We start from the raw sequence: 25,216 nt of genomic DNA on the forward strand, positions 1-25,216 counted from the left end.
CTATTAGTAACATATATTATTTCTATCTATTATTGTGAATGTTACTATAGATCCAAGTAATTTCCACATCATATTTTTTCTTTTTTAAAACTAAAGGTAATAATCCCTTGTAAGTTGGAATTATTACCTTTTAATTTATTTTTTATTTATTTTATATATTGATTATTCTTGTTCTTTTTTCTTCTTTAGCATTAATATTCCACCTACTGTTAATGCTACTGCTATTGCTAGGATTACTGCTGATGAAATTATTGCTCCTGTATTTGGTAAATTTGTATGGCCTTTGTTTGTATTTGTTACATTATTATTATCATTTTGTTTATTGTTGTTGCTATTATCTTTGTTGTCGTTATTGTTATCTACATTGTTATTATTATCATCTTTAGTACTGTCGTCTTTATTGTTATTGTCTTTATCTTCCTCTTTATCATTTGTATTGTCATTGGTTGTTGCAACTAATTTTTCTTTAGCTTCTGTAAGGTTTGTTATTGCTATATCTATTTCTTCTTGATTTGAGTCTTCATTTGAATATACGGTCTTAGCTTTATCTAAGGCTAGTTTGAAATTGCTCCAGGATTCTTTAGTGTAATCTTCTTCTTTTAATTCTTTTTCTGATTTATCTATTAAATCTCTTAGTTTATCTTTATTTGGTTTTAATCTTAAATCTAGGAATGATTTAATTAAATCCTTATATGCTTTGCTTACTTCTGTTTCTAAGGCATTTTCATCTTTAGCTACTGCTACTGCATTTTCTAATTGGCTTTGCATATTGTCCCAGGTTTCTTTAATGTAGTCTTTTTCTTCTAATTCATTTATTTTTTCTATTAATGAGTTAAGGGCTTTTTTATCTCCTTTTTCGAAGGATAGCATATGCATTACTTTACTTAGTCTATCAAAGGATGCATTTATTTGTTCTTGTGTTGATTTAGAATCTTCTAATAATAACTTTGCTTCTTTTAATGATTCTTTAAATTCAGTAACTACTATTGGAATAATCTTAGAAAGTTCTTCTTCTGTTATCTTTTCTGCTTCTTCTACAGCAATTTCTAGATGTCTCTTAAATACCTCTTCTACTTCATTCATTAATTTATCAATAGCTTCTCTTAAATTATCTTCAATCTGTAAAGTATCTTCTAAATTTCCTACATATGCTTTTTGTGCTTCAATTAAAGCATCTACCATATTAGAAAGAAGATTTAAATTTTTATCTGTTACATCTAATTCTTCTGCTTCAATAATTATATCCTTTAATACATTTGATTCTTCAGGCTGTTCATATGTGAAGTAAATTTCAGCTATTTGGTACCACTTGCTTGCATTTTCTTTAATAACAATTCTTACGAATTTAACTGGAGTTTCTTCAAAGGAAATAGTTTTATCTTTTCCATCTTCCTTTGTTAAGGTTCCAACCTTTGTCCATTCTCCTTGTTCTGTAGATATTTCAACATCGGCATTACCAATAAGATCTTCTCCTACATCTGAAGGCTGAACAATTTGAATTTTAGACATTTTCACTTGTTCTTGGAAGGAAAGAATAATTTCATCGCCTACATTTTGATTATCAGCAAACCAAGCTTTAGTTGTTATATCACCATCTACCATATTACTAAGAGCATATTTTTCTGGTGGGAAGTATGGTCCTTGCCATGAAGCACCTGAATGTGTATATGTTTTATCAGTTGCTGTTACTGTAGGTATATTCCCATCTCTTTTTATTAAATTTTCCTTTGCAGCTTTAATAGCTTTAAATGCTTCTTTCATTGAAGTAGTATTAATATCATCACTATATAATATAGTTTTTCCATTATTAACAGCTTCTAAATAATCTTCATATCCTGAAATATATTCTTCACTATTTAAAGGATATTCTGTTTCAATATATAGAGGATAATATTCTAGAAGAATAGCTTTCTTCTTAGCTGATAATAATTGATTTAATGCTTCATCTACTTCTTTTTGTTCACTTGTATCAGCTTCATCTACTTCCCTTGCTTTTACAAGAGCTTCTTTATATTCTTTATAAGTTTCTCTTATATAAGAAGCTTCATCTAGCTGATTTTCAATTTCCTTTTTAAGTTCTATCTTATCAGTAGATAATTCATATATGAAGGTATACACTTTTTCCTCTTCATCAAATTTTCCTGAAACTGCTTCTTCTGATATTAAAGAATAACCATAAATTTCATCAGCTTCAAAACTATAATCTGTTCCGATAACACCATACTTAACAATATCGTCTTTTAATATTTTTCCTGTATTAGTTACATATTTTAATGTAACTTTACCTAATTCTTTTAATGGTAAAACTTCTCCAACTGAAGGTAACTCAGAACCCTTTTCAAAGCCTGCTGCATTTCCTAATTTTGAATAATTTTCTTTAAATTTTTCTATAGTTGCAATAGTATTACTTCTAGTATTCCAAGACTTTGTTGCCAATGAACGTAATTCCTTTGAAATATCTTCAGTTATAACATCTTCAGTAACTAAATTTGGATTATCACACCATATAGCTAATGATGCTCCCTTTATAACTTCTGAATTATCATCAATAGTATTTCCTTGGAATTTTCCTGGTGACCACTCATTATATATTCTTACATCTTGATTTAAATAATCAAAGGAATGTTGTTCTCTACCATCTGTAGGTGCTGATGGTCTTAATACATAATAGAAGAAACTTGCATTAATATTATAAATATCCTTATGTCCTTTTTCTATAAAAGTATTAAGCTTTGCAATACTTGGATTCCAGCTCATTTGAGACCAGAAATCTATAGTAATATAATCATGCATTTTTATTTGTTGCTTATTTTCATAAGAACTATTTTCACCATAGTAAATACCATCATTCCAAATTCTTGGTGTAAATCCACCTTTATATACATGCTCTGCTATTTCATTAATATAGTTAGCCATTGTATCCTTCCAGGTATACCCTGCTCCAAAGTTTTCAACAGCATAATTATTTAAAACTTCCTTATAATTTGTAGTAAATGGAGCTCTATCAAATTCCATATACTCATCAGCACCTATATGGAAGTCTGTAGATCCTTCAAATAATTCCATATACTCACTATAAAGACCCTTTATATAATTTATAGCTTCAGGATTTGTTACATCTAATGCTACTGTACTCTTATTGCCATATTTATCTACTTGACCATATTCAGGATGAACCTTTAATATATGCTCTACATGACCTGGAGTATCTAAAGAAGGAATTACATTTATTCCATATTTTCTGGCTTCCTCTAATATTTCTTTTATTTCTAACTTAGTTAAATAACCATCTTGTGATACTATTTCTGGGTCAAATTCACTTTCAATTCTAAAGCCTAAGTTCTCTGAAAAGTGAAGTTGTATAGTATTCATTTTCATATAAGAAAGCTCTCTTATATGTTGAATAATCCAATCCTTTGATATATATTTTCTAGCCATATCTACATGAACACGACGTTCTACTAAATTAGGATAATCCACTATACTTCCATAAACTAAAGCATTATTATTAGTAACCATTAAATGCTGTATTGTTCTTAATGCATACATAGCTGCATTTTCTGATGCTGCTACTATTTTTACTCCTTCATCTCCAATTTCAATTTTATAGGCTTCATCACTATTACTATTTTCCGTAATTATATTATCCTTATCTAAAGTAATAACTATATCCTTAGTTGTTATTTCCTCTTCTGAAGCATAAACCTTATTAATTTCCTTTGCTGTTGGGATTTCTTTTTCTAAAAATTCAGCAGATACTAATTCTACAACTTCCTTTAATCTTGAATTAGTTAAATACTCTTCAGTATTTGGAATAACAAATCTAGTTGATTCATCCATTTTCCATAAATAAGCCTTTGAAGCTACTTCATAGGATTGAACAATTGGTAGTACTAAACTAGAAAGCTCTTTCCCTGTTAAGGTTGATAAATCCTTATCTTCTTCTATATCATCTACATGAATAACATCCTTTGATTCAGGCAATTCTTCCTTATATCCTGGAACTCTACCTAGTTTATTTAAAAAAGCTTCAAATTCACTATAATTAACCTTACTTCCATTAGGGCTCCAAACCTTATCAGCCATAGAACGAGTACGCATAAACAAATTAGTTTCTATTACATCTTGTGATTGATAATTAGGTAAATCACACCATAAAGCATAAGATGCCCCTAGTAATTCATCTGGATATGGATTAGCAAAATCTTGTGAAATTCCACCTGGAAGACTATTCATTTTGCCAGGTACCCATTCCCCATATATCTTTTCTCCCTTTGCATTTGCATATTGCATCCACCATGGAGAAAGAGCATAATACATATATGCATCTACATAATTAACTAACTTATTTCCATTCTCTATAAAATCATTTACTGGAGCAGAACCTGTTCCAAGACCCCAATAACAAATTTCAATATCTGAATCTAACTTATATCCATCATATCCTTCAACTAATAATCCATCATTCCAAGCTCTTGGTGTCATTCCATATTTCTTTACAACACTAGAAGCATCATTAAAATATTCTATTACTGTCTTATATTGATCATTAGTCATAGCTGTGAAATTAGCTAAAAATTCATCTCCTCCAATATTCATTCTAGTAGAGCCATTTTCAGAGAAGAAATTAGCATATTCATCTATCATATCTAGCAATAAACTTCTTGCTTCTTCTGATTCAAAAATATTGAAAGTTTGATTTTTTCTAGAATCTGATGGGAAAAGATTTCTAACAGATAAGTCCCTTCCTGTTTTAGTTTCAATTTGATTTAGAACATAATTTAAATGTCCAGGACTATCTAAAGAAGGAATGATTTCTATATGATACTTTTTAGCTACATCTATAATTTCTTTCATATCTTCCTTAGTGTAATATCCATCTGAAGGATACTGAAATCCAGGTACTTCACTTTCTAAAACACTACTTTCTAATCTAAAGCCCTCATTTTCAGAAAAATGGACTTGCATTGAACTAATATTTTGATAAGAAAGATCCTTTATCATAGATATTATCCAATCCTTAGTGAAGAACTTACGTGCTAAATCTAAATGAAAAGAACGAACAGAAACCTCTGGATAATCCACAATAGTTCCTAAATTCATTTTTCCATCATTTCCAATTAAAGCTTTCTCTACAGTTCTCATTCCATAAAATAAACCATTTTTAGTAGAAGAAGTAATCTTTATTATGTCTTCCTTAATTTCAACCTTATAACCTTCCTCATTATCAGTTTCTACAATATCTTCAATAGAAACTACTATATCACCACTTTTAATCTTATCTTCAGGTCCTATAACAATGTCTAAAACACTATTACTTGGTATATTCTTAGCTGCAAATTCACTACTAATTAACTTTACATCATCATATAAAGCATTATTATTTAATGTAGCTTCACTTTCCAAAATATAAAACCTTGAATTATTACTTATTCTCCAATATCCACTTTTATCACTGGTATAACTCTGAACCTGAGGAAAAGTCTTAGTTTCTGTAACCCCACCATCCCTTTCTTCAGCAAAGGTTACATTAGAAAATGTTGAGACAATCATAAAAGCACAGAGCACTTTAGCTATAAACCTTTTCATAAATTTTACTTACCCCCTATAAATTTACTAGAATCTACTTCCTCTTAAGAAATAGAATCATAATAAATAAATATTTTATGGATGGTACAAATATTCTACTTTATCGAAATATTTTTATGTAAAGCAATAAACTAATACCTAATATATAGAAATTAACAATAATATAATATAAAAAAGTGCTTCTATTAATTTTGCTTATTCCGTCGCATTCGCTTCAAGTCATCGCAAAATTAATAGAAGCACTTCCTAACTAAAGGAAAGAATTTAATGAAATTATTTTATAACAGTTTTTAAATACTCTATAAAATCATCTCTTAATTCTTCTCTTCTAAGTGCGTATTCAACTGTTGCTTCTAGGAAACCTAGCTTGTCTCCTACATCGTATCTTCTTCCTTCGAAGTAATATACATATATTGCTTCTTCTTATATAAGCTTTAGTAATGCATCTGTACGTTGGATTTCATTACCTTTTCCTTGTGCTGTATTTTCTAGAATTTCAAATATTCTAGGTGTTATTATATATCTACATAAAATTGCAACATTAGATAGCGCTTCTTCTATTGATGGTTTTTCAACTAAATCTTTAACTTTATAAACTCTATCTTCCTACATTATACGTATTTCTTCTATACCAGAGGCAACACATTCTTCTATTATATATTGAAAAGTTAGCTTATCTACAATTGGAAGCATTTCCTTTGGTTGTGCCTTTGTTGCAGGTAAAAATCTTGTTCCTAGACCTGCTGCTGGGATTACTGCTTTTTTTATTTTCTTATCCATATTTTTCTCCCCTTTCTATTTATGTTTCTATATAAATTATTTATGGCAATAGTACTTTTATTATAATAGTGTCCACTTGCTAACTAAGTTTTTGACTGCACATTTCTACTACCTTGCTAGAAATGACTAAATTGGACATACTCGAAGGCATTGTTGACACTTAATACATCTATTTTCATCTATTATTGGATATAAAAATCCTTTTTTATCTCCTTGCATGCTTATTGAACTAACTGGACATATTGACATACATGCAGTACATCCGCAACATTCAATTTCACGGTTAAATAAAACTGGTATATTTCTAGATTCTTTAATATTATTCTTCATTTTATTTCATTCTCCATATTCAATAACTTTACATAATATTTTTCTTCATTATTTTATAAGTTATGGAAGATATTCCAGCACAAGATAACATATATGGCATATACATAGGTGCATCATATAACGGATTTCCTGTAAATCCATATAATACAAAAAATATTTGTATAAATAACAACACTAAAGCATTAATACTGAATATTTTTGGGATATAATTTAATATAACAAGTTTCTTTATTACTTTAATAGCTTTTCTTAAATTATATATAATTAAGCCAACAAATGATGAGAATCCTATGACTCCAGTTTCACATAATAATTGCAAATATATATTATGTGCATTCATTTTTGCATATTCGCTGCTATAATTAGCTCCTACTGTATACTGTACGTAATTTTTATACGCTCCCCATCCATTTCCTATAATTGGACTTTGTCTAAACAATTTAATAGCCTCTTCATATAACTGTGTTCTTCCCCCTAAGGTAGAGTAATCTGAATTAAATAATCTATCATATGATACTAGTATGTTTGGAATAAAAATTGAAAGTATTAAATATATTAAAATACATAGATTTACTAATAATATTAATTTTATTGTGCTCCTTGCCACTTTCTTATAGTTATAAATTAAATAAACTAAACTTAAAGAAATAATCATAAAGACTAAATGTGCCCTCTTTCCCGTAAGCAATAGTGCAAACATCATAATCGTAGGGTAAGTAACTTTTTTCCATTTTTTCGTAGTATCATTAAATACTGTAATGATACTAATAATTCCAGTTCCTATCGCTAAATACATTCCATTTATACTATAATGAGATGCTAAACCAGCCATACTTCCGTTATAATACCACCCTATAACATCATTTCTATACTCCGGCGATATTATAGGAATAATATAATTAAAATAAAAAGAAGGCATAAATGATGATAAAATTGTAACAATAGCATGTATCATGCATACAATCCCTAAGAATTTAATCATACAATCAATCCACTTCGTTGATTTCTTTAGCAAAATCATTGCTATAATCATAAAAATATAATATAAAATACCATAATCTATTCCATACTTAATATTTTGATTTCTAATAACAATAAAAAATACCCATACTAATATCCATGCTATATTCTCTTTTGATATAATAAATGTTTTTCCATTTAACTTTATAAGCAATATCATTGAAAATAGAAGGCTACCTAACCATATTAGTGAATTAAAATAAATAATATTTTTCAACTCTCCAATGTAAAAGTACATTAACATTAAAATTATAGGTATCCAATATCTATTTTTATTTAAACTATTTACATTCATATATACTCCTTTTATAAATAATTTATAATATATAACAATTATATAGTATCTAAATATTTAATAACTTTTTCAGCAATAACATCCCATGTAAATTTACTTGTAATTGTCGAATTAGCTTCCTTTCCTATTTTTCCACATATTTCTTTGTTAGAAAGTAACATTTCTATAATAACTATCCATTCTTCTATATTATTATTGTTACAAATAAATCCATTTTTCTTATCATTTATAAGCGTTGATGATCCTCCATTTTCTGTAGTAATTACAGGTATTCCGTAATACATGGCTTCTAATAACACCATTCCAAATATTTCATAACAAGTAGGTAATAGAAATATATCTGTATTTTTATAAATATATCCTAATTGATTTTGTTGCATTTCTTCTCTATAAATTATATACTCTTTTAAATTATTCTCATTAATATATTTAATACATTTATTAATGTACTTAGAATTTCCCTTACCTATAATTAACAATTTCACTTTTCTGTTATTTATAATTAATTTCTTTAATATTTTTAATAGCATAATTGTATTCTTTCTTTTATCAATGGTACCTATATAAGTTAATAAAAAACCTCCACTATCTCTAAAGCTTAAAATTTCATTCAATAATTCAGGTTTTTCATCCAAATTATGTATTTTATTATTATCTAAACCAACACCAATTGTTTCTACTTTTTCAAATCCCAATCTAAGTAACTCCCTACTAGCTAGATTACTTTTAGTAAAAACTTTATTTTTTTTTGCCATTCTTTTATAAAAAAATAATTTATTATAAAAATAATTTCTAATGAATCTTAATTTACTATATATAGGAGAATATGGCCCATGATATATTATTATTTTTTTATCATTTCTTTTGCATATTTTATAACTAGTATACTGATTAAATTCATTTACCCATATCACATCATATTTATCAACTATTTCATCAATAGAGTTCATTATTCCATGCTTAGCTATAGAAATTCCCCTCAGTCTATAAATCACTATTTTATTTTTATTTTCGCATTCTATAGTTTCAATACAATTTTCATTTTTACCATTATAAAATACAATACCACACTCTATTCCCTGCTTAGACAATGCCTTTGCTAGACCAATCTCTTGACAATTATACATATTGGTGTTCATGACATTCCCATAGCCACGTACAATTAAAAACTTCACTTTTTTATACTCCTTTTTAAATTTTGATAAACAGGTAAAATATTCAAATCAGCTAAGACAACCTTTATCCTTCTTTCTATTTTCATCTTTTTGTAAGAACCTATATACTTATCTGTCAATTTATGTAATGTATATTTTTCATAATCATTCCACATCATTTCTACATCAATTCTTGCCTCTGATGGAGCCCTTAAATTCGGCTGTATACATACTTCTAAAGTGCTTTCCATATAATTAAAACTATCTTTGATATCTCTCCATAATTCTTTTCCCTTTTCAGAGTTAATAAATACTGCAGATATACCTTTCTCTCCCTTTAAATTATATGGAACATTTTTTGGATTACCCCAATAATCACCAAGTATTATATCTGACATTCTATCTACAGAAGCAAATTTACATTCATAACAAACAGGTCTTAATATAATATTTCTTAAAAAGAAGTTATAATAAATATCATGAGTTCCATATGATCTATATACTTTCCCATTTTTGCCCTTAAGCGAAATATCTTGAATATCATTAGGTAATAATTTACTTCTGAAATTAACCTCTTTAATATCACTCCCTAACTCTTTTTCCATAAATTTTATATATCTTTTATAAAATTCAGGACTTGGAACACCATGACATATTATATCTTGTGTATATAACTTTGATGTATCTATATCCTTCAAAAATAGATTTAATCCTGCAATCTGACATGGAGTTCCTGTAAACAAAACATATTTACCATTTTTTAAATCATCTTTACATAGTTTAAAACAATTTCCCATTTCACTTTGAACATATTTTGAACCTTGAAATTTAATACATTCTTCTAATGTTTCTGCTCTTAAATGAATTACCTTATTATTATCACTATAAGCTGCTCCATATACTATACCATTTCTTAATATTATATCTTTAGCTAATGCATTAAACACACCACCAGAAGAACTACTATTCCACACATTATTATCTCTATTTTTAGCTAAGTAAACAGCCTTTATTTCATTCATATACTGATTTCACGCTCCTTTCATCCCTTCTTTTTTAGTAATACTGAAATTCTATTTATTACATTTTTTAATGTTCTTCTATCAAATATAATAGCTCCAAGTAATACAATACTTAAAGCAATTAATGTGGAAATTATAGCATATAATATCCATTGAAGTACATTAATCTCACTAAGATTGAATATGCCATTACAAACAATGGTTATTATTATGAATTCTATACCTATTAATATAATTCTCTTTAAACTAACAAACAAATTTATTCCTTTTATATATTTAGGTATAAATATCAGCAAATCAATAACCCTATATAAATTTGATAAACATAGAGCTATTAATATTCCATAACTCCCCCATTTAAATGCTAATGGAAATCCTAACACAATAATTATTCCAGCCTGAATTGAAGTTTGTATCTTAGTTTCCTTATATAATCCTGCCGACATTACCATCATTCCTTGTGGTGTTTTTACATTATATAGTAGACTATTAATTACAGAAAGAAATCCTAATATTATATTAATATAATTCGCATCTTTAATGTCTTTTGTGTAAATTCTTATAAAAGGAATAATCATAATGCATGATACTGAATATATAACTGTTATTACTGAGTAATACATAAATTCAAAGTCATTATATGCCTTAGCTAAAACTTTAGATTCATTTTTAGCAATAAGCTCTCCAAATCCAGCTTGAAGCCCATTTATAAAAATATCTAATATGCCTCTAACACCCTGCATTACCATTTCATATATAGAATATATACTCAATTGAATAAAATTTCCCATCATAGTTAATATAATAACAGGCGTTCCCTTTTGAACTGCAGTTATTACCTGATTATAAAAAGCTGCCCATCTTTTATCTAAAGCATCATAGTTAGGTTTTTCTTTAAAATTAATATATGAAAACTTCTTTTTTACATAAACAATCAATATAATACTTCTAAATATTATAGCGGAACTAGCTAATAACCTTCCCCATGCTACATTCATTCCAATTTTAGCACAAATCACAATAATACCTGTGTTTACTATATAGTAAACAATTGATGCAATTGAAATCACATAACTTTTTTGGCTAGCCGTTAATATAGCCCTATACTTACCAAGTGTAAAAAAATCTGCTACTCCATTACACCCTAAAGCTAAAATCAAAAATATTATTTCCTTATTAGAAAGAGCATCTATATGTGCAAATTGTGGATAAAAAATCACTAATATAGTTATTAATCCTAAAAATATATAACCTGATATTAAATAAAATTTATGTGTCGCAACTATAATTCTACTTATATTCTTATGCTCATTATTAGCAAGAGGTTTATAAAGTGCAAATATAGATGCACTTGAAAGTCCTGCTTCTACTAATAAAAAATAAGATATAAATTGAGTTATAGATGTTACTAATCCATTAACTTCAGATCCATAGTAATTTATCATAACCTTTGGAACTATAAATCCAACTAACATTACTATTAATTGATATAATATAGCAACAGTGGAATTGTATAAAAGATTTTTACTTCTACTCATTTATAAAACTCCTTAAAATATTAATAGATTTTTCTCTTTCTCTTTCTATAATTCTATTAATTTCTTCATAATCTATTTTTCCATACTCAAATGTGTTGTGATTTATTCTTCTATGTTCTAGATTAAACAACTTTATTACAGTGTTTATTCTAGAATTATAATTATCAGTTGCTGATTTAACCTCAAATACAAAATTTACATTCATATTTATTGATAATACAACCCCGTGATAAGAACCCGTTATAATAAATTGTGCATTTTTTAATAATTCTAAGAATTCATATGGTGAAGCATCCCTAACATTATTCATTCCACTTTCCCTATATGGTGATATATTTATATATACTATTTCACAACTCATTTTTTCAGCTAATTTTCTTGCATATTCTAAAGTACTTTTCTTATCTTGAATTAAATATAATAATATATACTTCTTATCCATCTTATATCTAGCAGTTCTAGCTAATTGTTTCCACTCATTCTTATCAACTAGGAAAGTTGGATCTAATACTACCGGGACTTCTTTATTTATTAAATTCCTTATTATTTCTGATCCCTCATTTTCTCTTACAGTAATAGATTTAAAATTCTCTAATAATTCTTTTATATTAGATTCTGTAGCTCCATCGAGTGCACTTACTCCAAAACTTGCCGCATATGAATACTTTTTATTGCTATCTTTACAAAAATCTAAAAAGAAAGTCATATCATTTCCTGATAATTGAGTATTCCAAACCTGATCACTCCCAACTATAAACTTATCGTATATAAAAGCTGATTCTTTTATATTTCCTTTAGTATAAATAGCTTGGGATTCTCTTATATTATCCCTAGTAAACTTTTTAAACTCATTATATTTACGTCTATTTGAACTACCTAAAACTAAAAATTTAATTATTTTTTTTACTGACATATTTTTAAAATTAAATAATTTTTCTCGATTTTCAACAGCTTCACATCTATATTGAATAACTTCACAGTCACAACCATATTCATTTAATGTTTTAGCTAAAGCATATTCTTGTAACACAGCCCCATAATTAGTCGTATCATGATATGTAAGTATTCCTATTTTCACAATTTAACTCTCCTACCATTATTAATTCATTAATATATTTATAAATCCATTGTAGTAATTTTCTAAAGAATTTTCCATTAAAGCTTCTATTTTAGCCTCATTTATTTTTTCTTTCCATATATCCATATTATCTAAAATTTGCTCTATTGACTTTGCAATATTCTCTACTATATTTTCATCTCTCTTCAAAATAATTCCTTGTCCATTTTTTATAGTTTCAGGAATTCCTCCTGAATTCGTAGTTATTACAGGTATACCACTGCATTTTGCCTCAATCATTGTTAATCCCAATGGTTCATCCCACATAGATGGTAAAACTGCAACACTTGCTAATTTATAATACTTCCAAATTTCTTCATTATTTATATATCCAGTGAATACAATCTTTTCTTTCATCCCGTTTACTAATGTAATAACTTCATTTTCAAACTCTGATGAAGTTCCATTTCCAAAATAACTACTTCCTATAATTAGTAATATTAAATCTTCCCTGTCTATTTTTTTAAATGCTTGAAGCACCTCTTTAATTCCTTTTTCTGGGGTTATTCTTCCTGCAAATAATAATATTTTTTTATTATCATCTATTCCTAAATTGTTCAACAAATTAGTTTTTTCTTCACATGATAAACTTCTATTGAATAAATCTGTGTTAATCCCATTATGTAGAATACTAACTTTATCAGATATATCAGTTCCAAGAACATTTACTATATTTTCTTTTATATAGTTACTAATCGCAATAAATTTCCTACATTTTAAAACAACTTCTTTACATCCTTTTTTTACTAAATTATTATGCACATGGAAAAAATACTTATCTTTATACTTTTCTCTAATATAATCATTTTTTAATACATTAAATAAATATACTGTATTTTCTATAATAATATAATCATAATTATTTTCTCTTAAATGTTTAGATAATTTTTTTAAAACTAATAACTTCCACAAATAATTTCTACTTGAAATAGTTCTATCTCTCTTTATTTTTTTTAATATTTGAGTTATAACTAAATCACTTTGCTTTATAATCCAATTTTTTTTAAAGTAAACAAATTTACTGTACTTATATTTATTTGATTGTAAACTTGCCTCTTTATCGTATATTGATATTATATATAAATCTATTTTTTTTAAGTTCTCATTTTCTTTAACTATATTTTCTATTAATGTTTCTACTGCTCCCCCTTTTATAGCTGGAATTGGTAAAGAACATGATGAAATAATTGCTATTTTTTTCATGTTAACACCTCTTATAAAATTCAATATACGAATTATTAAATTTTTCTATATCAAAATTTAATCTATATGTTTCCATTGCTCTATTGCCATATATTTTTAATTCATTTGGATTTTGTATAAAAAATTCTATCTTTTTAGCTAAATCTATTTCATTTTTAGGCTCTACTAATAATCCATTATATTTATCTCTAATAATTTCTACAGTTCCTTCAATATTGGTAGCAACTACAGGTTTTCCTACAGAAAATGCCTCTATTGGCGTTAAAGGAAACCCCTCCCATAACGAGCTTAATACAACTAAATCAACTTGAGCCATAATATTTTGAATATCACTTCTATATCCTAAAAGAATAACATTATCTCCGATATTACATTCTTTTATATAGGATTCTAACTCTTCTTTTAATTCTCCATCTCCAACAATCAAAAACTTCAACCCATCATATTTTTTTAATAATATTTGAGCCGCTTTAATAAAATAAATCATGCCTTTTTGTTCTGATAACCTACCAATATTGCTTATTAGAAAATTATTTTTCACTCTATATTCCTCTATATATTCTATTGGATTTATTGGCATAACTAACGGTTTTACAGCATTATAAATTACAGTAACTTTACTTTCAGAAAATCCATAAAAACTACATAGGTTCTTTTTTACATGACCACCTACAGCTATTAATATAGCTTTTTTATACGAAAATTTAGTTAATATCTTCTTATCAAAAAATATATTATGTACTGTATTAACGAAGGTAAATCTTTTAATAACTTTTAAACAACTTATATAAAATGCAGCCATACGATGATGAGTATGTACTATATCTATTTTCTCTTTATTGATCACTTTTAATAATATTTTTAAAGTTTTAAATATTGTTCTTAGATTTTTATTTTCTATATCTGGAATAATATAATGTTTAATCCCCATTTTAGTTAATTTTTCAACATTTACCCCTCCACATGAGCATACAATAACTTTATTGTTTTTATTCATAAGTTCACATAATTGTAAAACTACATTTTCTGTTCCACCTAATCCCATCGTTCTAGTAAAATATAATATTTTTCTACTCATTTTATCCTTCTTCCTATTAATACTTAAATATCAGTTTAAATATTTTCATATCATTAACTAGGTATCTCTTAAACATTCTCTTAGGCTCCTTAAATAATCTATAAGACCATTCTAAGCCTGATTTCTGCATCCATTCTGGAGCTCTTGATACATTTCCAGCTTCAAAATCAATACTTGCTCCAATTGCTAATGACACAGGGACATTTAATTTATCCCTATATTTATACAAAAACTTTTCTTGTTTTGGTGCCCCTAATCCCACAGCTAAAATATCCGGCTTAACCATATTTATCATTGATACAATTTTTTCAATCTCATTTTTTTTATTTTCAAATCCATAGCTTGGAGAGTATGTCCCTACAACATTTAATCCCATATATTTAGCTTCTAGATTTTCGGCTGCTTTAGCAGCAACCCCCTCAGCTGCTCCCAAAATAAAAATCTTATATCCCTTCTTAGCAGCTAGCTTACAAACTTCAGGAAATAAATCTGATCCCGATACTTTTTCCTTTATAGGATTTTTTTTAATCTTCGCTATCCATATTAATGGCATTCCATCTGCTAATATTAAATCTGCTTCCTTATAGACAGCTTGGAACTCATTATCTCTCTCAAGTTTTACTATATGATCAACATTTGGTGTAACAACATAGCTTGGCTTTTTATTAATTATTAATTCATCAACTTTATTAACTGCTTCTTCCATTGTCAAATTATCAACATATGTGTTAAGAAATTTAATTCTACTCATTTTTACCTCTTTAAATTATTTTTTTTAATTCTTTAACATTAACTACATTTGACTTTTGTCCAATTATTATTTTCCCATCATTTTCAATAACATATATATCACTTAGTCCTTCTACTATCACTCTGTGATTTGAAGAAACTAATAAATTATTATTTCCCTTTAAGCTGGTAACATGTCCTATTACTATATTTCCAAGTTCATCTTTTTCGGTATATCTTTCAATAGCCTCCCAACTTCCAATATCATCCCATCCAAAATCACTTGGAATTACATATATTTCTTTAGACTTTTCTAAAACTGAATAATCTATAGAAATTGCTTCAGTTTTTATATATTCTCTATTTATTAAAGCTTGTAATTTTTCTTCCTCTACATCTTGAACATTATGAAGAGATTCAACAGTATTAGGTGAATATTTACTTATTTCACTTAAAATATTATCTACTGTCCAAATAAACATTCCACCATTCCATAAATAATTACCACTTAAAACATATTCCTTAGCTAATTCTTTATTTGGCTTTTCAACAAACTTTTCTACTTTAATAGCTTCATTTTTAATTGATTTATTTCTTTCTTCACTGCATTTAATGTAGCCATAACCTGTTTCTGCCCTAGTTGGCTCCATACCTAATGTTATAATTGCATTATTATTGTTTTCTATAAAATTATCCGACTCTAAAATTATTCTCCTAAACTCTTCTTCATCATTTATTAAATGATCTGATGGCAATACTACCATAGTTGAATCTTTATAATACCTTGTTATTACAAGGGCAGATAAGGCAATACATGGAGTTGTATTTCTTCCTTCTGGTTCAACTATAATATTTCTATATGGTAGTTCTGGAAGCTGATTTTTAACTAAGTCTACATACATTTCTCCAGTACATATAAATATTCTTTCTAATGGAATAATAGGTTTTATTCTATTTACAGTCATTTGTATCATAGTTTCACTACCTATTAAGTTTAAAAATTGCTTAGGTTTTTCTTCAGTCGATAATGGCCAAAACCGTGTTCCTTTTCCCCCCGCCATAATTAAAGCACATAACATTAGATAACCTCCTTCTTCCTCTAATCCCTTTTAAATAAATCCCTAGTATAAACTTTATACTCTACATCAAATAAATCTTCTGATAATCTATTTGATACAATTACATCTGCTTTTTCTTTAAATTCATTTATATCTTTTACAACCTTGGAATTAAAGAAAGTTTCCTCTTTAAGTACTGGTTCATAAACTACTACTTCTATTCCTTTAGCTTTTATTCTCTTCATTATTCCTTGAATAGATGAAGCTCTAAAGTTATCTGAATCAGTTTTCATAGTTAATCTATATATTCCAACTGTCTTTGGTGCTTTCTTAATTATCATCTCTGATATATGATCTTTTCTTGTTCTATTTGCTTCTACTATTGCTCCAATTATATTATTAGGAACATCATCATAGTTTGCTAATAATTGCTTTGTATCTTTTGGAAGACAGTATCCTCCATATCCAAAGGAAGGATTATTATAATGACTTCCTATTCTTGGATCTAAAGAAACTCCTTCTATAATATCCCTTGTATTTAATCCTCTAAGCTCTGCATAGGTATCAAGCTCATTAAAATATGCAACTCTTAAGGCTAAGTAAGTATTTGCAAATAATTTAACTGCTTCTGCTTCTGTAGAATTTGTAAATAAAACTTTTATATCTTCTTTTATTGCTCCTTCTTTTAAAAGATTAGCAAAAACTTCTGCTCTCTCTGATTTTTCTCCTACTATTATTCTTGAAGGATAAAGATTATCATATAAAGCTTTTCCTTCTCTTAAAAATTCTGGAGAGAAAATTATATTATCTACTTCAAACATTTTTTCAACTTTTTCTGTGTATCCTACAGGTATAGTTGATTTTATTATCATAATTGCTTCTGGATTTATAGCTAAAACATTTGCAATAACAGCTTCTACTGTTCTAGTATTAAAATAATTTAATTCTTCATCATAATTTGTTGGAGTTGCTATTACTACATACTCAGCTTCTTTATATGCTTCATATGCATCTGTTGTAGCCTTTAAATTTAAGCTTTCGTTTTTTAAATATTCTTCTATTTCTTTATCTACTATTGGTGATATTCTGTCATTTACCATATCAACCTTTTCTTTTATAACATCAACTGCAACTACTTCATTATTTTGTGCTAAAAGAATTGCATTTGATAACCCTACATATCCAAGTCCTGCTACTGCTATTTTCATATTAATTACCCCTTTAATTTAAAAATGTATTTTAAATACCTTTTAACAAGCATTTTTATCACCAAATAATACAAAGAATGTTTTAAATATAAGTTTTAAATCTAATAAAAAGCTTCTATCTTCTACATACTGTAAATCTAGCTTCATCCAATCTTCAAAGTCTATATTGTTTCTTCCTGAAACTTGCCAGTAACATGTAAGACCTGGCTTTACACTTAGTCTATCTAGCATCCAAGACTCAAAGTTTTCTACTTCCTTTGGAAGACTTGGTCTTGGACCTACTAAACTCATATCCCCTTTTAATACATTTATTAATTGTGGAAGTTCATCTATACTTGTTTTTCTTATGAACCTACCTACTTTAGTAACCCTAGGATCATCCTTCATTTTAAACATTGGACCTGACATTTCATTTTGTTTTACTAACTTTGCTTTTAATTTTTCTGCATTTACCACCATGGATCTAAATTTATACATTTTAAATTCATTTCCATTTAGGCCTACTCTTTTTTGTGAAAATACTACTGGTCCCCTAGATTCTAGCTTTATTAAAATAGCCACAATTAATAATACTGGACTTAAAACTATTAAACCTAATAACGAACAAATAAGATCTAGTAACCTTTTTAAAAATTTATATATAATACCTTCTTCTTTAGTTACGACCTCAAAGTCAACTTTTTCATCTACTTGAAGTCTTTCCATAATATTACCCCCTTTAAATTAGTTATTTAAACTTACTAAGAATACCTAATAGTCCCTTTTTCTCTTTTATTAAATTTCCTATAAATTCAATTTCATCGTTATTTATAAGTTCTTCCCCTGATAACTTTAAATAATTAAAGTAGTTATTATCCATAGTTTTTAAAGCTTCTATCCCTACTCTCATGTTTGGATTTCTTCTTTCATCTCTATGAGCATCTGAACCAAAAAAGCTATAAATTTTATTTTCCAAAAAAATTTCTGCTGTTTTTTTAACGTCTTTTCCAAAGTCTCCTGTAATACTTCCTATATTTAGCTGAAAAAGAAAACCTTCTTTAATAAATTCATTTATCAAAGAAGGTTTTTTTATAAATATATGATATCTTTCTGGATGTGCAATAACAGGCACAATCCCCTTAATCTGTATCTCATATAAAACGTCAATTACTTCTTTAATTGAAAAGTCTCTAATATTAAACTCAATTAGCATATATCTAGATTCATTAATAGTTCCTACGAAATTATTTTCAAAATATTCTAACATTTTCTCGTTAAAATAAACCTCTTGACCACAATAAATTTCGATATGGACTCCATTGTCCTTAGCTAAGAGACTTACTTCTTTTGCCTTTTCTCTTACTTCATTTATAGGTACCTCATAGTACCCTTGAAAATAGTGAGGTGTAAGTACTAATTTACTAGTTCCTCCCTCTACCGCTTGCCTTAACATATTTAATGTCATTTCTCTTGATTTAGAACCATCATCAATATTCCAAATCAAATGAGAATGTAAATCAACCATTTTAAACCTCCAGCTTACAATTTATAATGGATAATTATCCATTAAAGACTTTAGGTTGTTAAACTCTTTTCTCCATAGTAATAGTAGTATTTATTTCTACTTGCTTCTACTCCATTTAAAACTGTTCCAATTATATTTGCATTAACTTGTTTTAAAAGATTTAATGTATTTTCAACTGAATCTTTCTTTGTCTTTTCTGCTCTAACTACTAATATAGTTCCATCAGCCTTAGTAGAAAGAATTTGTGAATCTGTAACAGCTTGTACTGGTGGAGTATCTAATATTACATAATCAAAGCTTTCTTTAAGTGTTTCTAATAATTTTCCCATAGTTTTTGATGAAAGCATCTCTGATGGATTAGGTGGTATTTTACCTGAAGGTAATACTACTAAATTTTTATTATACTTATGGGCAGCATTAATTAAATCAGCCTTTCCTACTATTACATCTGATAATCCAACTAAGTTTGATATTCTAAATTCTTTATGTAAACTTGGTTTCCTTAAATCACAATCTATCAACATAACTTTTTTATCACCTTGAGCCATACATAAGGCTAAGTTTCCAGCTGTTGTTGTTTTTCCCTCACCTGGCTCTGAGCTAGTTACTACTATTACCTTATATTCCTTATCAAAGGATGAATATTGTATATTGGATCTTAAAGTTCTATAATTTTCTGCTGCTATTGATTTAGGCTCTTTTTCAACTATAAACATAACTTCCTCCTATGATTCCTTTATTGTAGGTATTGATCCAATTACAGGAATATCTAATTCTCTTTCTAATTGATCCTTATTTTTAAAGGTATTATCTAAGAATTCTAATAAGAAAGCTAATCCAACACCTACCATTAACCCTAATAAAAATGCAATTGCAATATTCATTTTCTTATTTGGGCTAATGGGGCTTTCTGGTAATTGTACAGATTCTATAACTTGAATATTTCCATTTGTTACTAACTTCTTTGAAGTTTCTATAAATTCATCAGATATTGCTTCAATAACTGTCTTTGCTTCTTGAGGATTAGTACTTGTATATTTAATTTGTAATATTTGTGTATCTGTAACTGTAGTAACAGTTAAGTTATTTAATACAACACCTGCATCTAATTTAAGACTAGTACTCTTTAATCCCCTGGAAACTAAATCTCTAGATTTAATAGTTTCAGAATAAGTTTTCATAAGCTTTTGGTACATAAGTACATCATTTTGACTATAAGCTTGATTATCACTTTCATCTTTTCCTATAAAAACCTTAGTACTTGCTTCATATTGAGGTTTAATAATAAAAAAACTAAATGCTGCTGAAATTATAGTTGCTATTAATGTAATTGATACTATCATTAGCCATCTTTTCTTTAATGCTTCAAATAGCTCGTCCAATCTTATTACTTGTTCTTCCAATCTTTCTCCCCCTAGCTAAATTTCGTCATTAAGTTTGAATGTAAACAATATATATTTAAAATAGTATTTTAATAATTACAACGCCATATTTTTATTAATTTTACCAATAATTACATATTTATTTAACACTTTCCTTTTGCTTTTTAAATTATATCACAATATATAGATTTTTATTTAAAAAATTTTCTACATATTCCGATGTTTTCCACTTTTTTATATTTAAATTTTAATTATTTTTATAAATCTCCGTAAAAATATATATTTTTTTTGCATTTTTTGAGTTTAATTCACTATTACTCTTAAAACCAATAAAATTTTACTGATTTTTAACTTAGCTGTTTTTCTTTTTCTTTTTTAGATTTTGTAATTTTATTTAACTCACTACTTTTATTTAAAATATACAAAGACTTCTTACTTATATTTTCTATATTTTTATTTATACCGTCTCTATCTTTAATTATATTTTCTTTCTTTGTTACCTCTTCATAGCCAACAAAACTATATATATCTTTTTTCTTTAAAATTTTAGCTGTTTTTAAAACTTTTTTACCATCCGCTCCATTAAAACTATTTATATCCAATTGAAATAAACATTTTTCAGCTAATAGCTTGTTTATATTTTTATAATTATCTCTTATTTGTGGTATTTTTTCAGGTGCTACTATTATAGGCACATACTCCCTTAAAGTAAGCTCATATATAATTTCTAATAATTCATTTAATGAATTACTTTCTTCAACCTTTAATAAAATATACTCACTTTCATTAATCGTTCCTAATTTACCTTCTAAAAAATCCTTAATGTTATCAAAGTTATCTCTTAATAAACTAGCAGAGTATAACTTTAAATCTATTTTATTTTCGTATAAATATTTATTTAAATCATCAACTATATTTTTAACTTCACTAATAGAGCTTTTAGATTCTTCATCAAAATAGGCTGGTGCAATAACTAACCTAGTAATTCCTAAACTAGTTGCTTCTTCAATTTTTTTTAATACATACATTATATTAAATTCATTTTTTATTACCATATCTCTCAAAATTAAATTCATAAACAATTATCTCATCCCCCATTTGAATAATAATAACAATGACTATTATAGGGTTATTTTTACAATAAACAAGGTATTTTGTTTTACATTATTCTCCAAAAATCTCACTTTATTGTATTATCTTTAACGAATACTTAACTTTATTGAATATACAAACTATCATTTAGTATTTATCTATTATTAATAGTTATATCTTTAATTTAATTTATATTGAGATTCAACTTAGAATTGAAATTTTTAAAATTTTTCTGTTTTTTTGTCTACAAGTTTATTTAATAATTTTCTAATTTTAAGCTATATTTATATATATTTCATTACTATTTCTTTTTAAAAATTATAAATTTAATATTCTGAATTTTAAATATTTATTTAAAAACTCATTTTCTGAGTAAATTTTTTTTTCTCAATTCCCTCTTTTTCAGGGTACTTACTTTATGAAAGGAAATTTAGGAGGTGGGTTCATGGAAAATTTAATTATAAGAGCTAAAAATAATGATAACTCTGCAAAGGAAGAAATAATAAATATGTATTATCCATTAATCGTTAAGGAAAGCAAAAGGATATTTTTAAAGAATAGAACCTTTGAGGATATAGTTCAAATTGGAGCTATTAGTATTCTTAATTCTATAAGACTTTTTGATTTATCTAGAGGAGTTGATAGCTTTAGTTCTTATGTACTTTGGAGTATAAAAAATGGATTTATAAATATTATAAGATCAGAAGCTAAGTATAATGATGAAATAAGCCTAAATGTATATTGTAAAGATACTACTGATGTGGAAATTGTAGATAGCTTAATTGATGAAAACATAGATGTTGAAGATATAGCCATTACTTCTGCTTTTTATGATGAGATTTTATTTGCCTTAAATAAACTCGATATTGAAGAAAGAGAAATTATTAAGTTCTTATATATCGATAATGATACAGCTAACTTAAGTAAGTATGCAAGATTTGTAAACAAAGATTATTATTACTGCTCCTGTTTGAAGAAAAGAGCCTTGGAAAAGCTTAGACACTTTTTAATTAAGAATGAAAAATGAAAAATTGAGGTGAAAACTCCTTTCGGAGTTTTGGGAATTAAATTAATAAGGCTGTCCTTGTGGACAGCCTTATTAATTTAAGTTTAGTGCTACAATTTAGTTGTTAAGTAAAGTTTCTTTTAGTGTTTTAATAACCTTATCTTTCATATATCTTGCTTTATGGTATTCTATATTTTTATCTTCTGAGTAGGATTTTAGGGTTTTATTTTCTATATATATTGACTTAAGCATGCTTCTATCTTCTTCTTTTAGTAAGCTTATTGCTTTTTCTAAGTTTTTCTTATTATCTTTTTTAATATAATCTTCTTGGATGTCTACCTCTTTATCTATAATATCCTTAATATCTATAAAGTTTGCAATTTCTTTTGATTCTTTATCTCTGTAGTAGTGTTTAGTAGCTTTTTCTATTTCTTTATAAATAGAGTTTCTAACAGCTTCCTTTACATAGCTTGGAAATGAGTTGATTAAGGTTATATCGAATTTATTAACTGCATTTATTACTCCTAAATTTGCAACTTGTCTAATATCCTCAAAGTCGTAACCATAAATATAAAAACTGATAACTGTTTTATTGATTAAAGGTTGAAATTTATTTAGTATTTCTTCCATAGCATTCTTATCACCTTGTTTTGCATTGTTTATTAAATTTTCCATAATTTCTCTAGTAGGGACACTCCCTACCTACCCTCCCATTTATAATATTTATATTAACTGCCCTTAATATGTTTTTATTATACCAAACACATGTTCTCAACGCCATTATTTTCTATCGCAATTTCTGACATATTCCTTAATACTAATTGAGTCTTACTTTCAGTTATACTTTGTATTTTTCAACTTTTAATATTATACTAGTTATAGTGATAATTTTTTCTTTGGGAGGGATATATTTGAAAAAGAATATAAAATTAATATGTATAGATATGGACGGAACATTATTAAATAGTAAACATGAAGTAAGTGAGAGAAATAAAGATGCTTTAAAGAAGGCAAAAGAACTTGGTGTAAATATTGCAATAGCTACTGGTAGATTATTTTGTTCTGCAAGATATTACTCTGATATTATAGGTGTAGATACTGCTGTCATAGCTTCAAATGGAGCTTATATAAAAACTAATTATGAAGATATAGCTCTTTTAGAAAATCCTATGCCTAAGGATGTAGCTATTAAGATTTATAATATAGTTAAAAAATATGGTCTTTCTGTGAATTTTAATAGTTGGGATACTTTAATTAGAGAATATCCAGTTCCCAAAACTCATACTTATTACATTATGAATAATTTTTTACCAGAAGAAAAGCAAGTAAAATTCATAATAAATAGTGATAACTTTGTTAATGCCATTGAAGCATTTGAAGGAAATATATTAAAGGGAATAGTAATAGAAGAAAAAGAAAACAAAGATCATCTTTGGGCTGCTAAAAAAGAATTAAAGAGTATCTTTGGTGATGAGCTTCATATAGTTAGCTCTGGAAATGATAACTTTGAAATTATGATTGGCTCTTCCTCAAAAGGAAATGCTGTATCCTATTTAGCTAAAAGCCTAAATTTATCACCAGAAGAAGTTATGTGTATAGGTGATTCAGAAAATGATTTATCTATGATTAATTTTGCAGGAGTTGGAGTTGCCATGGGTAATGGCTTAGACCTACTAAAAAATGCTGCTGATTATATAACTGATACTAACAATAATGATGGAGTGGCTAAGGCAATTGAGAACTTTGTTATCAATGCATAATTCATAATGGGTAATGCATAATTAAGGAAATAATTTGTTCAAAATTATAGAAAAACAAAAACTCCCCGAAGGGAGTTTTTTTCATTAATTCTTCATTTTATCTTCTAAATTTTACATGTATATCTTTCTAAAAATGCAACTAAATTATTAACTGTTTCCATATCTTTTCTTTCTAAGTCTGTAGGTTGAAGCTTGATATTAAAAACCTCTTCTATTTTTAATAATACTTCAATAATCCCTAAAGAATCTAAAAGACCTGCTTCAAAAAGATCTAAATCTAAATCCTCCCTTATTTCATCTGTTCCTGTAACTTCTTCCAAAATATCTAATACCTTATCTAACATAAAAATT

Annotated in this window: 21 protein-coding genes and 1 pseudogene; 2 read left to right on the forward strand and 20 right to left on the reverse strand. The window is 26.9% G+C overall.

From position 1 onward, the window contains the following. Positions 1–162: 162 nt before the first annotated feature. The 18 genes and pseudogenes from ACQPVP_RS00465 to ACQPVP_RS00550 all read right to left on the reverse strand — a co-directional run bounded on the left by ACQPVP_RS00465 (position 163) and on the right by ACQPVP_RS00550 (position 22,083). On the reverse strand, positions 163–5,589 hold the full coding sequence (locus tag ACQPVP_RS00465; RefSeq protein ID WP_430846174.1) for a family 20 glycosylhydrolase: 5,427 nt from the start codon (positions 5,587–5,589) through the stop codon (positions 163–165). Positions 5,590–5,862: 273 nt separating this feature from the next. Next, a pseudogene (locus ACQPVP_RS00470) lies at positions 5,863–6,369 on the reverse strand (UTP--glucose-1-phosphate uridylyltransferase). Between the two features lie 126 nt (positions 6,370–6,495). Continuing rightward, complete coding sequence (locus tag ACQPVP_RS00475; RefSeq protein ID WP_430846176.1) at positions 6,496–6,699, reverse strand: 4Fe-4S dicluster domain-containing protein; 204 nt, start codon at positions 6,697–6,699, stop codon at positions 6,496–6,498. Between the two features lie 28 nt (positions 6,700–6,727). Then, positions 6,728–8,014 (reverse strand): O-antigen ligase family protein, encoded by a 1,287-nt coding sequence (locus ACQPVP_RS00480; protein ID WP_430846178.1) that lies wholly within the window; start codon positions 8,012–8,014, stop codon positions 6,728–6,730. Positions 8,015–8,052: 38 nt separating this feature from the next. Next, positions 8,053–9,189, reverse strand: coding sequence for a glycosyltransferase family 4 protein (locus tag ACQPVP_RS00485; protein WP_430846180.1), 1,137 nt, complete (start codon positions 9,187–9,189; stop codon positions 8,053–8,055). Then, the gene (locus tag ACQPVP_RS00490) at positions 9,186–10,190 is read right to left on the reverse strand and encodes a Coenzyme F420 hydrogenase/dehydrogenase, beta subunit C-terminal domain (RefSeq protein ID WP_430846182.1); all 1,005 of its coding nucleotides are present in this window, start codon (positions 10,188–10,190) and stop codon (positions 9,186–9,188) included. The genes ACQPVP_RS00485 and ACQPVP_RS00490 overlap by 4 nt, the downstream gene beginning before the upstream one ends. Positions 10,191–10,210: 20 nt before the next feature. Then, positions 10,211–11,728, reverse strand: a complete 1,518-nt coding sequence (locus ACQPVP_RS00495; RefSeq protein WP_430846184.1) for a lipopolysaccharide biosynthesis protein — start codon at positions 11,726–11,728, stop codon at positions 10,211–10,213. Further along, positions 11,721–12,806 (reverse strand): polysaccharide pyruvyl transferase family protein, encoded by a 1,086-nt coding sequence (locus ACQPVP_RS00500; RefSeq protein WP_430846186.1) that lies wholly within the window; start codon positions 12,804–12,806, stop codon positions 11,721–11,723. Before ACQPVP_RS00500 ends, ACQPVP_RS00495 begins: the two co-directional genes overlap by 8 nt. Before the next feature lie 21 nt (positions 12,807–12,827). Beyond that, positions 12,828–14,048: a glycosyltransferase family 4 protein gene (locus ACQPVP_RS00505; RefSeq protein ID WP_430846188.1), complete on the reverse strand. Its 1,221-nt coding sequence runs from the start codon at positions 14,046–14,048 to the stop codon at positions 12,828–12,830. Position 14,049: 1 nt separating this feature from the next. Continuing rightward, the gene (locus ACQPVP_RS00510; protein ID WP_430846190.1) at positions 14,050–15,126 is read right to left on the reverse strand and encodes a glycosyltransferase family 4 protein; all 1,077 of its coding nucleotides are present in this window, start codon (positions 15,124–15,126) and stop codon (positions 14,050–14,052) included. A 16-nt stretch (positions 15,127–15,142) separates the two neighbouring features. Then, the gene (locus ACQPVP_RS00515; RefSeq protein ID WP_430846192.1) at positions 15,143–15,877 is read right to left on the reverse strand and encodes a WecB/TagA/CpsF family glycosyltransferase; all 735 of its coding nucleotides are present in this window, start codon (positions 15,875–15,877) and stop codon (positions 15,143–15,145) included. Between the two features lie 10 nt (positions 15,878–15,887). Further along, on the reverse strand, positions 15,888–16,934 hold the full coding sequence (locus ACQPVP_RS00520) for a mannose-1-phosphate guanylyltransferase (protein ID WP_430846194.1): 1,047 nt from the start codon (positions 16,932–16,934) through the stop codon (positions 15,888–15,890). Between the two features lie 20 nt (positions 16,935–16,954). Continuing rightward, positions 16,955–18,121 (reverse strand): nucleotide sugar dehydrogenase, encoded by a 1,167-nt coding sequence (locus ACQPVP_RS00525; RefSeq protein ID WP_430846196.1) that lies wholly within the window; start codon positions 18,119–18,121, stop codon positions 16,955–16,957. 42 nt (positions 18,122–18,163) lie between these two features. Beyond that, positions 18,164–18,826, reverse strand: coding sequence for a sugar transferase (locus ACQPVP_RS00530; protein WP_430846198.1), 663 nt, complete (start codon positions 18,824–18,826; stop codon positions 18,164–18,166). A gap of 22 nt (positions 18,827–18,848) precedes the next feature. After that, positions 18,849–19,625, reverse strand: a complete 777-nt coding sequence (locus ACQPVP_RS00535) for a tyrosine-protein phosphatase (protein ID WP_430846200.1) — start codon at positions 19,623–19,625, stop codon at positions 18,849–18,851. Between the two features lie 50 nt (positions 19,626–19,675). After that, positions 19,676–20,341, reverse strand: a complete 666-nt coding sequence (locus ACQPVP_RS00540; RefSeq protein ID WP_430846202.1) for a CpsD/CapB family tyrosine-protein kinase — start codon at positions 20,339–20,341, stop codon at positions 19,676–19,678. A gap of 9 nt (positions 20,342–20,350) precedes the next feature. Further along, entirely contained in the window at positions 20,351–21,028 is a 678-nt protein-coding gene (locus tag ACQPVP_RS00545; protein ID WP_430846204.1) for a YveK family protein, read from the reverse strand. Between the two features lie 326 nt (positions 21,029–21,354). Next, positions 21,355–22,083: a CpsB/CapC family capsule biosynthesis tyrosine phosphatase gene (locus ACQPVP_RS00550; RefSeq protein WP_430846206.1), complete on the reverse strand. Its 729-nt coding sequence runs from the start codon at positions 22,081–22,083 to the stop codon at positions 21,355–21,357. Positions 22,084–22,544: 461 nt separating this feature from the next. On the opposite strand from ACQPVP_RS00550, the gene ACQPVP_RS00555 reads away from it, so the two are divergent. Next, positions 22,545–23,126: a sigma-70 family RNA polymerase sigma factor gene (locus ACQPVP_RS00555; protein WP_430846208.1), complete on the forward strand. Its 582-nt coding sequence runs from the start codon at positions 22,545–22,547 to the stop codon at positions 23,124–23,126. Between the two features lie 96 nt (positions 23,127–23,222). Here ACQPVP_RS00555 and ACQPVP_RS00560 read toward each other — a convergent pair whose 3' ends face one another. Then, the gene (locus ACQPVP_RS00560) at positions 23,223–23,780 is read right to left on the reverse strand and encodes a sigma-70 family RNA polymerase sigma factor (protein ID WP_430846210.1); all 558 of its coding nucleotides are present in this window, start codon (positions 23,778–23,780) and stop codon (positions 23,223–23,225) included. A 236-nt stretch (positions 23,781–24,016) separates the two neighbouring features. Between ACQPVP_RS00560 and ACQPVP_RS00565 the strand changes: the two genes are divergently transcribed. Beyond that, positions 24,017–24,865 carry a Cof-type HAD-IIB family hydrolase gene (locus ACQPVP_RS00565; RefSeq protein WP_430846212.1) on the forward strand — a complete coding sequence of 283 codons (849 nt, stop codon included), beginning with the start codon at positions 24,017–24,019 and terminating at the stop codon, positions 24,863–24,865. 104 nt (positions 24,866–24,969) lie between these two features. Here the strand turns inward: ACQPVP_RS00565 and dltC are convergent, their stop codons facing one another. Then, the gene (dltC, locus tag ACQPVP_RS00570) at positions 24,970–25,209 is read right to left on the reverse strand and encodes a D-alanine--poly(phosphoribitol) ligase subunit DltC (RefSeq protein WP_430846214.1); all 240 of its coding nucleotides are present in this window, start codon (positions 25,207–25,209) and stop codon (positions 24,970–24,972) included. Between the last annotated feature and the right edge of the window lie 7 nt (positions 25,210–25,216).

Source organism: Clostridium nigeriense (assembly GCF_050585265.1).
Taxonomy (GTDB): domain Bacteria; phylum Bacillota; class Clostridia; order Clostridiales; family Clostridiaceae; genus Clostridium; species Clostridium nigeriense_B.